The organism is Crossiella sp. CA198, from assembly GCF_052078295.1.
Taxonomy (GTDB): domain Bacteria; phylum Actinomycetota; class Actinomycetes; order Mycobacteriales; family Pseudonocardiaceae; genus Crossiella.
This window is the reverse complement of the sequence record NZ_JBQJIM010000022.1, coordinates 119,787-132,245: the sequence shown is the minus strand read 5'-3', so window position 1 is coordinate 132,245 and position 12,459 is coordinate 119,787. Positions and strand designations below refer to the sequence as shown.

At 72.2% G+C, this 12,459-nt stretch carries 11 protein-coding genes; 7 read left to right on the top strand and 4 right to left on the bottom strand.

Going from position 1 to position 12,459, the window contains the following annotated elements; translation table 11 throughout:
- Window positions 1–4: 4 nt before the first annotated feature.
- A complete protein-coding gene (locus ACTOWY_RS32450; RefSeq protein ID WP_441313407.1) occupies window positions 5–898 on the bottom strand; it encodes a DUF6542 domain-containing protein in 894 nt (297 codons plus the stop codon).
- A gap of 178 nt (window positions 899–1,076) precedes the next feature.
- The gene (locus ACTOWY_RS32445; RefSeq protein WP_441313406.1) at window positions 1,077–2,033 is read right to left on the bottom strand and encodes a DNA recombination protein RmuC; all 957 of its coding nucleotides are present in this window, start codon (window positions 2,031–2,033) and stop codon (window positions 1,077–1,079) included.
- 57 nt (window positions 2,034–2,090) lie between these two features.
- Here ACTOWY_RS32445 and ACTOWY_RS32440 point away from each other — a divergent pair, with 57 nt between their 5' ends.
- Both ACTOWY_RS32440 and ACTOWY_RS32435 read left to right on the top strand, forming a co-directional pair.
- Window positions 2,091–3,236, top strand: coding sequence for an exonuclease SbcCD subunit D (locus ACTOWY_RS32440; protein WP_441313405.1), 1,146 nt, complete (start codon window positions 2,091–2,093; stop codon window positions 3,234–3,236).
- The gene (locus ACTOWY_RS32435) at window positions 3,233–6,190 is read left to right on the top strand and encodes an AAA family ATPase (protein WP_441313404.1); all 2,958 of its coding nucleotides are present in this window, start codon (window positions 3,233–3,235) and stop codon (window positions 6,188–6,190) included. The genes ACTOWY_RS32440 and ACTOWY_RS32435 overlap by 4 nt, the downstream gene beginning before the upstream one ends.
- Here the strand turns inward: ACTOWY_RS32435 and ACTOWY_RS32430 are convergent.
- Entirely contained in the window at window positions 6,180–6,941 is a 762-nt protein-coding gene (locus ACTOWY_RS32430; protein WP_441313403.1) for an alpha/beta fold hydrolase, read from the bottom strand. The genes ACTOWY_RS32435 and ACTOWY_RS32430 overlap by 11 nt on opposite strands.
- 119 nt (window positions 6,942–7,060) lie before the next feature.
- On the opposite strand from ACTOWY_RS32430, the gene ACTOWY_RS32425 reads away from it, so the two are divergent.
- A complete protein-coding gene (locus ACTOWY_RS32425; protein WP_441313402.1) occupies window positions 7,061–8,422 on the top strand; it encodes a DNA-3-methyladenine glycosylase 2 family protein in 1,362 nt (453 codons plus the stop codon).
- Window positions 8,419–8,919, top strand: coding sequence for a methylated-DNA--[protein]-cysteine S-methyltransferase (locus tag ACTOWY_RS32420; protein ID WP_441313401.1), 501 nt, complete (start codon window positions 8,419–8,421; stop codon window positions 8,917–8,919). Before ACTOWY_RS32425 ends, ACTOWY_RS32420 begins: the two co-directional genes overlap by 4 nt.
- Window position 8,920: 1 nt before the next feature.
- Here the strand turns inward: ACTOWY_RS32420 and ACTOWY_RS32415 are convergent, their stop codons facing one another.
- Window positions 8,921–9,502 carry a class I SAM-dependent methyltransferase gene (locus tag ACTOWY_RS32415; RefSeq protein ID WP_441313400.1) on the bottom strand — a complete coding sequence of 194 codons (582 nt, stop codon included), beginning with the start codon at window positions 9,500–9,502 and terminating at the stop codon, window positions 8,921–8,923.
- 46 nt (window positions 9,503–9,548) lie between these two features.
- On the opposite strand from ACTOWY_RS32415, the gene ACTOWY_RS32410 reads away from it, so the two are divergent.
- The 3 genes from ACTOWY_RS32410 to ACTOWY_RS32400 all read left to right on the top strand — a co-directional run bounded on the left by ACTOWY_RS32410 (window position 9,549) and on the right by ACTOWY_RS32400 (window position 12,246).
- Complete coding sequence (locus ACTOWY_RS32410) at window positions 9,549–9,947, top strand: MerR family transcriptional regulator (RefSeq protein ID WP_441313399.1); 399 nt, start codon at window positions 9,549–9,551, stop codon at window positions 9,945–9,947.
- Between the two features lie 11 nt (window positions 9,948–9,958).
- Window positions 9,959–11,038 (top strand): redox-regulated ATPase YchF, encoded by a 1,080-nt coding sequence (ychF, locus tag ACTOWY_RS32405; protein WP_441313398.1) that lies wholly within the window; start codon window positions 9,959–9,961, stop codon window positions 11,036–11,038.
- Between the two features lie 71 nt (window positions 11,039–11,109).
- A complete protein-coding gene (locus tag ACTOWY_RS32400; RefSeq protein ID WP_441313397.1) occupies window positions 11,110–12,246 on the top strand; it encodes a Fic family protein in 1,137 nt (378 codons plus the stop codon).
- Window positions 12,247–12,459 lie beyond the last annotated feature (213 nt).

The window sequence follows — 12,459 nt, the reverse complement described above, 5'->3', positions numbered from 1 at the left end:
ACGCCTAGTAATCGTCCTCGCGCGGCGGGCGACGGCGGGGTGCGGGCGGCTGCTGCCGCGGCGGCTGACCGCCGCCACGGGGCGCGGGACCGCCGCGCTGGGGCGGGGGCGGCTGCTGGCGGCCGGGCTGGCCACCGCGCGGCGGCACCGGACGGCCACCACCCGGAGCGGCACCACCCGCGGCACCGCCACCCGCGCCGCCACGGCCCGCGGCACCGCCGCCTGCCGCGCCGCCACGGGACGCACCGCCGCCTGCACGTGGGGCGGGGCCGCCGTCGCGTGGCGCGGGACGGCCACCGGACTGCGGGGGTGGCGCGGCCGTGCGGCCCGCGGCCGGACGGCGCTCGTCAGCCGCGGGCCGGGCCGGGCGGCGCACGGGTTCGTCCTCGTCGCGGGCCGGTCGCGACCGGGTGCCGCGCGCGGGCTCGGCCGGGGCGGCGGGGCGCTTCTGCAGGAAGATCCGGACCACGCCGAGCAGCACCGTGGCCGCGGTGGTGACCGCCATCGCCGGGAAGGAGGTGACCAGCGGCTGGGCCACGGTCAGCAGGCGCGCGGTCATCCCGCCAGAGGCCGGGGTGTTGGCGGTCATCAGGGCGACCGTGGGCACCACGACCACCGCGACCAGCGGCGGTTGCACCATCGGCCCGAACAGGCTCTTGCGCTGCACCCAGCACACCGCGAGCACGCAGCTGAGGAAGTAGCCGCCATTGAAGAGCCAGCCGAGTTGGCCGTTGGGCGCCCGGCTGACGAAGGCGGTCAGGATGGACACCCCGAAGGCGAGCAACGCCGCTGCCCACCAGGGCACGCCCCGGGAGGAGCCGAACAGGGACAGGTAGGCCCAGTCGGACTCCGCGCGGTCCTGTTCCACGTCGCTTCGACGGTCGCGGGTGGTGGTCACGCGTGACACGTTAGCCCGTCCGGTAAGGGGTGTGCCCGGACGCGCGCTGGACTGGGTGCGATCGAGTCTGCTGGGTAACCGCCGAGTAGGGCAACCGGCTTCTACCCAACAGGCCCGAATCGGACCTCAGTCAGCACGTCCAGAACGCCCTGAACAGCGCGGATATTCAGTTGGAAGATCAACTCGCTGGTTGGTCCCCCTCGTCTTCCCCGGCGGTGACCCCGCCCACGGTCAATTCCTCGGCCCGGCGGATCCCCGGAACGGGTGTCGGGCTGGCCGCCGCCTCGGTCAGCGGCTGGGCGGCGCCGCGGAAGCTCTCCAGCGCGTCCAGCTCCCGCCGCCGGGCGGAGAGGAACCGCTGCAGGTGCGTGCTGGACAGGTTCACCGCGTCCACCGCGCCACTGGCCGCCCGGTGCGCCTTCATCGCGTGCCCGCGCACCGCCTCCACGTCCGCGGCCAGCGTCCGTTCGGTGGCCGCGAACAACGCGGCCGAGGCCAGCACCGCGAACCCGGTCGGCCCGCACAGGAAGATCCGCCGGTCCAGCAGCCAGGGCAACAGGTTCGGGTCGGTGTCCATGGCCGAGACCACGGCCGCGTCCGAGGGCACGAACATGATCGTGCCGTAGATGGCATCCGCCCAGCGCTGGTAACCCTTGCCAGCCAGATCCGCAGCCCTGGACCGGATGTTGCGCACGTGCACCCGCAGTGCCTCGGCCCGCTCGCCGGCGTCGTCGGTCTCGGCCGCCTCCATCCACACCGCGAGACTGGCCTTGGCGTCCACCGGCACCTGCCGTCCGCCGCCGACATTCAGCACCAGGTCGGGTTTTGCCGTGCCACCACCGGCCAGGTCCGTTTGCACGGAGAAGTGCAGCCCCTCACGCAGGCCCAGCGCACGGGCGGTCTCCACCAGCACCTGCTCGCCAAGTTCACCCCTTCCGGTGACCGAGGAGAACGCCACCTCCCACCGGTGCAAGGCCCGCTGGTGCTGCGCGGCCCGCTCCCGCTCACCCTCGACCATGGCCATCGCGGCGTCGGTTCGGCGCACGGAGTCGTTGTACAGCCGCCACAGAAGCACCAGCGCCCCAACGAGAACCAGCGTCAGGACGACCAGCGCGGTGGTGATCACTTCGGTCACCCCTCGATGATGGACCCACCCACCGACAGTGTTCGCCAGCGGCCTACCTTGTTCGCTATGCGGCTCCTGCACACCTCGGACTGGCATGTCGGTCGCACCTTCCACGGCCGCGATCTGCTGGCCGAACAGGAGTCGGTGCTCACCGGACTGGCCGATGTCGTGGTGGACGAGCGGATCGACGCGGTGCTGATCGCGGGCGACCTCTACGACCGCGCGGTGCCCTCGGCCGAGGCGGTGGAGACCTGCGTCCGCATCCTCACCGCGATCAGGGCCGCGGGCGCGGACATCGTGCTGATCAGCGGCAACCACGATTCGGCGCAGCGGCTGGGCGCCTTCGGCGGCTTCGCCCGCGCGGGCGGGCTGCACCTGTGCACCCGGATCGCCACCCTGAGCGCGCCGGTGCTGCTGGCCGACGCGCACGGGCCGGTCGCCTGTTACGGAATCCCTTACCTGGACCCGGATCCTGCCCTGCACGCGCTCGAACTGACCGGCGGCCGCGGGCATGAGGCGGTGCTCGGCGAGGCCATGCGCCGCATCCGCGCCGACCTGGCCGGCCGCGGCGCGGGGGTGCGCTCGGTGGTGCTCTCGCACGCGTTCGTGGTCGGCGGCGAGGCCTCGGAGTCCGAGCGGCGGATCACCGTCGGCGGGGTGGAACACGTGCCGGGCGGCACCTTCAGCGGGGTGGACTACGTGGCGCTCGGGCACCTGCACGGCCCGCAGGTCCTGGCCGAGCACCTGCGCTACTCGGGCAGTCCGCTGGCCTACTCCTTCTCCGAGGCCCGGCACCACAAGGCGGTCTGGCTGGTCGAACTGGACGCGCACGGCCTGGCCGGGGTGGCGCGCAAGGCGTTGCCGGTGCCGCGGAAGCTGGCCACCGCGACCGGACGGATCGACGAGCTGCTCACCGAACCGGACTACGCCGAACTGGAGGACTGCTACCTCTCGCTCACCCTCACCGACCCGGTCCGCCCCCTGGAAGCAATGCGCCGCCTGCAGCAACGTTTCCCGCACGCGGTGCACCTGGACTTCCGGCCGGACGGCGGCGGCGCCAGCCAGTTGCGCTACCTGGAGGCGGTGCGCGGCCGCACCGACAACCAGATCGCCGAACGCTTCGTGGACGACTGCCGCGGCGCGCCACCCAGCGAACGCGAGCTGTCCCTGCTGACCTCGGCCATCGAATCGGTGCGGGGGCGGGAGGCATGAGGCTGCACGTGCTGGAGGTCGAGGCGTTCGGCCCCTACCCACGGCGGGAGACCGTCGACTTCGACGCGCTGGGCATCGACGGGCTGTTCCTGCTGCACGGCGATACCGGCGCGGGCAAGACCACGCTGCTGGACGCGGTCGCCTTCGCCCTCTTCGGCAAGGTCCCCGGCGCGCGCAACGACGCCAAGCGGCTGCGCTGCGACTACGCCGATCCCGGCGATCCCACCGAGGTCGCGCTGGAACTCACCGTGCAGGGCCACCGGCTGCGGCTGGCCCGCTCGCCGGAGTACCAGCGGCCCAAGTCCCGCGGCACCGGGTTCACCAAGCAGCAGGCCAAAGCCTCGCTGACCTGGATCGGCCAGGCCCCGTCCGGGCAGAGCGCCGAGGGCCTGTCCCGGATCGACGAGATCGCGCGCACGGTGGAACGCCTGGTCGGCATGACCGCCGAGCAGTTCTTCCAGGTGGTGCTGCTGCCCCAGGGCGAGTTCGCCCGGTTCCTGCGCTCGGACACCGACGAACGGCAGAAGCTCCTGGAAAAGCTGTTCGGCACCGAGCGTTTCGGCGAGATCGAACAGTGGTTCACCAACCAGCGCCAGGACTCCGCCCGCACACTGGAGGAGCGGCAGCAGGACACCAGGGCGCTGATCGCCCGGCTCGCCCAGGCCGCAGGCAGCGATCCCGCCGAGGAGCAGAGCGAGCAGGACTGGCTGGCCGCGGTCACCGCCGAGGCGGCCGGGCAGCTCGCGGACACCGTTGTGGTGGAAGGGAAAGCGCGCGTCGAGCGGGAGGCGGCCGAGCAGCTGCTGGCCGAGCGGACCGCACTGGCCGAGCGGGTGCGCCGGGTCCGGCGGGCCGGGGCGGAACTGGCCGAGATCGAGGCCGCCGCGGCGAACCGGGCCACCTGGACCGCGGAACTGGCCCAGGCCCGGCGGGCCCTGCCGGTGCAGGCGGCGCAGCGAGTGCTGGTCCGGATCGAGCGGGAACTGGGCGCGGCCGACGGCGAGGCGACCAGGGGCCGGGCGGCGGTGGCCCGCTTTGACGAGTCCATTGTGGACAGTGATGCGGTGCGGCTGCGGGCTTTGGCCGCTGGGCATCGGGAGTCGGCGGGTGAGCTGGCCGGGCTGGTGGCCGAGGCGCAGCGGCAGCAGGTCGACCAGCGGCGGCTGACCCAGGTGCGGGCCGAGGCGGACCAGGCGCGGCGGCAGGTCGAGCAGGTCGGCGCGGACCTGGGCACGCTGCCGGAGCGGCTGCTGACGGCCAGAACAGCGCTGGAAGCGGCTCAGGAGGCCGCGGCCAGGCTGGACGGGGTGGCGGCCCGACGGGAAGAGCTGGCCACCTTGCGCACCGACGCGCGGCGACTGCCCGCGGCCGAGACGGCGGCGGTCCGGGCGGCCGATGCGCACGGGCACGCGGTGGACGAGCACCAGGCGGCCAGGGACAAGCGGCAGCTGTTGCGGCAGCGGCGGTTGGACGGCATGGCCGCCGAACTCGCCGAAGGGTTGCGGGCCGGGGAGTCCTGTCCGGTGTGCGGTGGCACCGAACACCCGGCGCCCGCGGGTGCGGTGGCCGACCGGGTGCGCGCGGAGGACGAACGCGCCGCCGAGGTCGACGAGGCCCGCACCGGCGAACGCCGGGACCAGACCGCACGGGCCGCCCAGCAGGCTGAGCAGGACCTGGCCGCGTTGCGGGAACGCCTGGGGGACAACGAATCTGCCGCGCTGGAAGCGGCCTTCGTCGAAGCCGAGACCGCGCTGCGCCTGGTGACCGCGGCCAAGGCCACTGTGCCCGCCAAGGTCGGCGCGGTGGCCGAGTTGGAGGCCGATGCCGAGCGGCTACGGGCATACGTGGGGGTGGCCGAGCGGGCGGTAGCCACGGTCGTGGCCGAGCAGGCTGCGCTGACCGAAACCATTGCGGCGCGGGCGGATCGGCTGGAACAGGCGCGTGGCGAGCACTCCGATGTGGCGGCCCGGCGGCAGCACCTGCTGGACTTCGCCACCGTGGTGGAGACCCTCGCCCAGGCCCGCGCCGCGCTCGCGGACACCCGGCGGCGGGCCGAGGACCAGCGGCGGGAACTGGCCGAGGCGGTCAGCGCGGCCGGATTCCCCGACCTGCCAACAGCATTGGCCGCGGTGCGGGCCGAGACCGAGGTGGCCGAGGTCGAGCGGCGGCTGCGCGGATTCGACGACCGGGAGGCCGCGGCCAAGGCGGTGCTGACCGAACTCGCCGGGATCAGCCCGGACACCGAGGTCGAACTGGACGCCCCGCGCGAGGCCGTCCGGCTGGCTCGCGAGGCCGCCGAAGCGGCGGTGGCGCTGGCCAGGGCGGCGGCGGAGCGGAAACGGCAGGTGGACGAGCTGGCCGCGCGACTGACCCACGCGCTGGCCGCGCTGGCCCCGGTGCAGGCCGCGCACGCCGAACTGGCCGCGCTCGCCGATGTGGTCAACGGGCGCGGCCAGAACAACCGCAAGATGTCGCTGCGCTCCTACGTGCTGGCGGCCAGGCTGGAAGAGGTCGCCGAGGCGGCCACGCACCGGCTGCGGCGGATGAGCCAGGGGCGTTATTCCTTCGTGCACAGCGATGAGGCCGGTCCGCGCGGCACCCGTGGCGGGCTCGGGCTGGACGTGCTCGACGACTACTCCGGCCAGCGCCGCCCGGCCAAGACCCTCTCCGGCGGCGAGTCCTTCCTGGCCTCGCTGTCGCTGGCGCTGGGCCTGGCCGACGTGGTGGCCGCGGAGACCGGTGGCGCGGTGCTGGACACCCTGTTCGTGGACGAGGGCTTCGGCACCCTGGACGCGGACACCCTGGACCTGGTCATGGACACCCTGGACGAGCTGCGCGCGGGCGGCAGGGTGGTTGGCCTGGTCTCGCACGTGGAGGAGCTGCGCAGCCGGATCCCCACCCGGCTGCGGGTGCGCAAGGCTCGCACCGGCTCCACCCTGGAGATCACCGTGTAGGCAGGAACTCCAGCAGCGCGGCCAGCAATGCCGGGCCTGCCTCGATGAACACGTTGTGCCCGGCGGGCAGCTCGACCAGCTTCGCGTCCGGGATGCTGTCGGCCAGCGCCCGGGAGAAGTGCGGCGCGGTCAGGTTGTCCTGGCCGGTGGCCAGCACCAGCGTGGGCACCGCGACCCTCGGCAGCAGCGGCCGGATGTCCACCCTGGACACCAGGTCGAACTGCTCGGGCACGCCCGGTGCCAGCGAGGCGCCCACCGTGGCGGCCAGCTCGTCCGAAACGCCCTCGGCCAGCGCGTCCGCACCCGCGGCCATCAGCACGCTGAAGTGGCCCAGCGGCACCGGATCGCCGTCGAAGAGCGCCTGCCAGGTGCGGATCGCCTGGCGCAGCCACGGATCGGCGTGGGTCAGCCCGGCGATCAGCGCGAGTTTGCGCACCCGGCCCGGGTGCCGGACCGCGGCGGTGGTGGCCACCGCGGTGCCCAGCGAGTACCCGGCGATGGCGAACTCGTCCAGGCCTGCCGCGACCGCGGTGGCCACCAGGTCATCGGCGAGCTGGTCGAGCTGGAGCGGTTCGGTGGCGCGCGGGTTGTCGCCGGAGCCGGGGTAGTCGGGCGCGACCACGGTGAAGTGCTCGGCCAGGCCGTCCAGGACCGGCGTCCAGTTCGCCGCCGCGCCGCCGCCCGCGCCGTGGGCGAGCAGCAGACCGGGGCCGGAACCGCGGATCAGGTAGGGAAGAGGTGCGTCAGTCATGCCGTGAGCCTGAACCTTGACGTTAGTGTCAAGGTCAACTCAGGGTGCCCCGGATCACGCTGAGGGTGGTGTCCGATTACCGCCAGCGGGCAGGCGTTGGCGCTGGCAGGATCGGTGTCATGCTCCTCGATCCGGAACGCGCCTACCGCTCCGTCGCCGCCCGCGACGCCCGGTTTGACGGCTGCTTCGTGTTCGCGGTGCGCACCACGGGCATCTACTGCCGCCCGTCCTGCCCCGCGGTCACCCCCAAGCGGCGCAACGTCGAATTCCACCTCACCGCGGCCGCCGCGCAGACCGCCGGTTTCCGCGCCTGCCGCCGCTGCCTGCCGGACGCGGTGCCCGGTTCCCCGGAGTGGAACCTGCGCGCCGACCTGGCCGCCCGCGCCATGCGGCTGATCACCGACGGGGTGGTCGAACGCGACGGCGTGCCCGGCCTGGCCACCCGGCTCGGCTACTCCGAACGGCACCTGACCAGGGTGCTGACCACCGAACTGGGCGTCGGTCCGCTCGCGCTGGCCCGCGCGCACCGGGCACACGCGGCCCGGCTGCTGATCGAGACCACCGAGCTGACCTTCGCCGATGTCGCCTTCGCGGCCGGGTTCGCCAGTGTGCGGCAGTTCAACGACACCATTCGCGCGGTGTTCGCGGTCAACCCGACCCAGCTGCGCGCCGAAGCGTTGCGCCGCCGCCGCCGGGAACTGCCTGCCCCGCCCGGCGCGATCACCCTGCGGCTGCCGTTCCGGCCGCCCTTCGACGCCGCCGGCCTGCTGGAAACCCTGGCCGCCCAGGCCATCCCTGGCATCGAGCAGGCCGAGCCCGGCCGGTACGGGCGCACCTTGCGGCTGCCACACGGCCCGGCCACGGTCTGGCTGGAACCCGGTCCGACCCACGTGGCCTGCACCCTGACCCTGACCGACCTGCGTGATCTGGGCAGCGCGGTGTCCAGGGTCCGGCGTCTGCTGGACCTGGACGCCGACCCGTGCGCGGTGGACGAACTGCTCGGCGCCGACCCGCTGCTGGCCCCGCTGGTGGCCGCCGCCCCCGGCATCCGGGTGCCCGGCAGCGTCGACGGCGCCGAGACCGTGCTGCGAACCTTGTTGCCAGAGCTGCCTCCCGGCGAACCACTGTCCACTTCGGATGGACGGCTGACCACGTTGTTCCCGGCGCCGGCCGCCGTGCTGGCGATCGAGCTGAGCGCGGCCGACCGCGAGGTGGTGACCGCGCTGGCCGACGGCTCGCTGGACGTGCACTTCGGCCGCGACACCGACGAGCTGACCGCGGAGTTGCTGTCCTACCCCGCGATCACTCCCGCGATGGCCGCGGAGATCGTCACCAGGGTGCTGGGCGCGCCGGATGTCTGGCGGGTGCCCGACCCGGCCCTGACCGCCCGCTCCCGGGCCTGGCGGCCATGGCGCTCCTATGCCACCGCCCACCTGCTGCGCACCACCGGTGCGGAGAACGTTGACAGGAGAACCGCATGACCACCGCAGCCGTGTCCACAGTGGACACCGAGGCCGGTCCGTTCAGCGCCATCGTCGACACCGACGGCGCGGTGCTGGCCTCGGGCTGGACCGCCGACCCCGGCGCCCTGCACCCGCTCATCCACGCCTCGATCCGCCCTGCCGAGCTGATCACCCGCGCCGACCTGGGCGCGGTCACCAAGGCGGTGATCGCCTACCACGAAGGCGACCTGGCCGCGGTGGCCCAGACCCCGGTCCGCCAGCGCGGCGGCGAGTTCATGGAGGCCGCCTGGCGGGTGCTGCGCACGGTGCCCGCCGGAGCGCCGGTCAGCTACGCCGAGTACGCCGCGCTGGCCGGCCGCCCGGCCGCGGTGCGCGCCGCCGCCACCGCCTGCGCCCGCAACCCCGCGGCGCTGTTCGTGCCCTGCCACCGGGTGCTGCGCACCGGCGGCGGCCTTGGCGGGTTCCGCTGGGGGCCGGAGGTCAAGCGCTGGCTGCTCACCCACGAGGGCAGCTGACTCAGCGGGTGCCGACGAAGATCTCGCAGTGCTTGGTTTTCGTCAGCTCCGCGCTCGCGAACCGGGCCCGCAGCCCCGCGAGCACCCGCTCGGCGGCCTCGGTTGGCAGCAGCATGCCGAGGGTCCGCCTGGCCGGCTCGGTGCCGCCGTGCCAGGCCAGCACCAGCCGCCCACCCGGCCGGGTGACCCGGTGCAGTTCGTCCAGTGCCGCGTCCAGGTCGGGCCACATCGGCAGGTTGTTCATCGACACCACCACCTCGAACTCACCGTCCGCACCCCCGGTCCGCTGCGCGCTGCCCAGCCGCAGCCGGGCGTCAGGGGCGCGGCGGCGGGCCTGCCGCAGCATCACCTTGGACGGGTCCACTCCGGTCACCAGGGCATCCGCGCCGGTCAGCGCCTTGCTGAGGAGTCCGGGTCCAAACCCGACCTCCAGCACCGCCCGGCCCCGCACCGGCCCCAGCTCCCCGAGCACCTCGGCCATCTCGGTCCCGTTCGTCCTGGCCATCACCCAGCCCGCGAGCCTGCCGCGCCAGCCACGCGGCAGGGCGAACTGGTTCAGCGGGCGATCCGTCATCCATGACATGCCCCGAGGCTTCCGCTTGAACCCGGGTTCAAGTCAAGATGCCGGGATGGACACCCTGGTCCCGATCGGCGAGGCCGCCGCCCGCCTCGGCCTGGCCACCTCGGCCCTGCGCTACTACGAACGCCGTGGCCTGCTCACCCCCGCCCAGCGCCGGGGCAACGCGCGCTACTACGACGAGGACGGCCTGCGCAGGCTGGCCTTCATCCAGGCCGGTCAGCAACTCGGCCTGAGCCTGGACGACCTGGGCGCGCTGCTGCTGGCCGACCGCGCGCGATGGCAGCGGATCATCGAGGCGCACGTGGCCGAACTCCAGGCCCGGATCGCCCGCGCCCAGCGCGCCAGCGACCTGCTCCGGCATCCACTGAACTGCGTTGCCGAGCACCCGGCGACCGAGTGCGAGCACCTGCGTGGCCTGCTGGACGAGTGGCTGCGGGCCACCCCTTAGACTGGCTGGTCGTGAGCCTCACCCTCGGCATCGTCGGCCTGCCCAACGTGGGCAAGTCCACCCTGTTCAACGCGCTGACCCGCAACGACGTCCTGGCCGCGAACTACCCGTTCGCCACCATCGAGCCCAACGTCGGCGTGGTCCCGCTGCCGGACGCGCGCCTCGGCCAGCTGGCGAAGGTGTTCGGTTCCGAACGTGAGGTCCCGGCCGTGGTGTCCTTCGTGGACATCGCAGGCATCGTCAAGGGCGCCTCCGAGGGCGCGGGCCTTGGCAACAAGTTCCTCGCCAACATCCGCGAGGCGAACGCGATCTGCCAGGTCATCCGGGTCTTCGACGACCCGGACGTGGTGCACGTGGACGGCCGCGTCGACCCCAGCTCGGACATCGAGACGATCAACACCGAGCTGATCCTGGCCGACCTCCAGACCCTGGAGAAGGCCATCCCCCGGCTGGAGAAGGAAGCCCGCACCCAGAAGGACCGCCGCCCCGTGCTGGAAGCGGCCAAGCAGGCCAAGGACATCCTGGACAGCGGCCGGACCATGTTCGCCGCGCAGAAGGAAGTCGACCTTGAGGACCTGCGCGAGCTGAGCCTGCTCACCACCAAGCCCTTCCTCTACGTCTTCAACGCCGACGAGTCCGTGCTCACCAACGAGGCCCGCCTCAAGGAACTCCGCGAACTCGTCGCCCCCGCCGACGCCGTCTTCCTGGACGCCAAGGTCGAGTCCGAACTGCTGGAACTGGACGAGGAGTCCGCCGCCGAACTGCTGGAGTCCATCGGCCAGCACGAACCCGGCCTGTACTCCCTGGCCCGCGCCGGCTTCCACACCCTGGGCCTGCAGACCTACCTCACCGCAGGCCCCAAGGAATCGCGCGCCTGGACCATCCCGCAGGGCGCCACCGCCCCGCAGGCCGCCGGCGTCATCCACACCGACTTCGAGCGCGGCTTCATCAAGGCCGAGGTGGTCTCCTTCGCCGACCTGATGGAGGCCGGGTCGATGGCCACCGCGAAGTCCGCGGGCAAGGTGCGCATCGAGGGCAAGGACTACGTGATGGTCGACGGCGACGTGGTGGAGTTCCGGTTCAACGTCTGACGGGCAGGGGCGGGCCTCGCGGTCCGGCCTGACGCATTGACGTAATGATTGCGTCAATCTATCGTTGGGGCATGCTTTACCCCACACCTGCTCTCAACGCTGAGGACCAGCGCGTCCTTGGGGAGATCGACGGCCTTCGTCGCTCGTTGCACCAGCAGGTGCGGAACACTCCGGCCAAATGGGCTGAGGGGTTGCGCAAGTTCTTGACAGCTGACGCGGTTGCGGCCTCCAATTCGATCGAGGGCTTCAAAGTGTCCACGGTCGATGTCGAGGACCTCCTGGAGGGCGAGCGGGACGTCGACGTCTCCGAGGAAGATCGCGACGAGACGCTCGCCTATCAGCGGATGATGACCTACATTCAGACGCTTCACGATGTCTCGGACTTCCGTTATGGCAAGGAGTTCCTCAACTCGCTCCACTGGATGCTGCAGGGGCACCGGCACACTCGGCGGAAGCCGGCCGGGCAATGGCGCCATGGTGCGGTGTACGTGACGGACGCGCGTGACCCCAGCATCGCGGTGTACACGGCGCCGGATGCGGTCGACGTGCCGTCGTTGGTGGGTGAGCTGGTCGAGTGGCTGAACACGGATGACGGCAGCCATCCGCTGGTACGGGCTGCCATGGCGCATCTGCATCTCGTTTCCATTCACCCGTGGGCGGACGGCAACGGCCGCATGTCCCGGTCCCTCCAAACACTCATGATCGCGAGAGAGGGAGAACTGGCCCCTGAGTTCTCCTCAATCGAGGCTTGGCTGGGGCGGCCTGGCAATACCTGGGAGTACTACCGCGAACTGCAGCACCGAGGGGCGACCTACCTCCCCGGCCAGGACGTTTCTGACTGGGTCCGCTTCAATCTCACCGCGTATCACCAGCAGGCGCAGACCGTGCGTGGCCGACTGGATCGTTCGAGCCGGGTGTGGGTTCTGCTCGGTGAGTTCGCGGAGGCCCGAGGGCTGGAGCAGAGGGTGGTGTCGGCGCTGCATGACGTGGCGATGTCGGGCCGGGTGCGCCGGACGCGCTACGAACGAGCCGAGGACCTGGGGTTGCAGCGAGCCCAACGTGACCTGCGGGACCTGGTCATGGCAGGCATCCTGACACCGGTCGGTCGTACCCGCGCCCGTTTCTACACCGTCGGCTCCGCTTTTCCGGCTTCAGCCCTGGAATCAGCCCGGACACCACTGACACTGATCGATCCGTACAAGCGCTGACGTCGTGGAGTTCCGGTTCAACGTCTGAGCCACCCATCCAGCGAGCAGAACGTGCTCAGCGCGACCTCGGCGAAAGGCGGCGGCGGGCACACGTGGGCGAATCGTTGGGGAGCGCTCTCAGTGCCAGTCCTTCTTCAGTGCGCAAACTTGCCGGGCCTCACCCGAACGGGAGCTTAACCGTTTCTTTGCTGGGTATTAGGCGGGCTGGTCGAC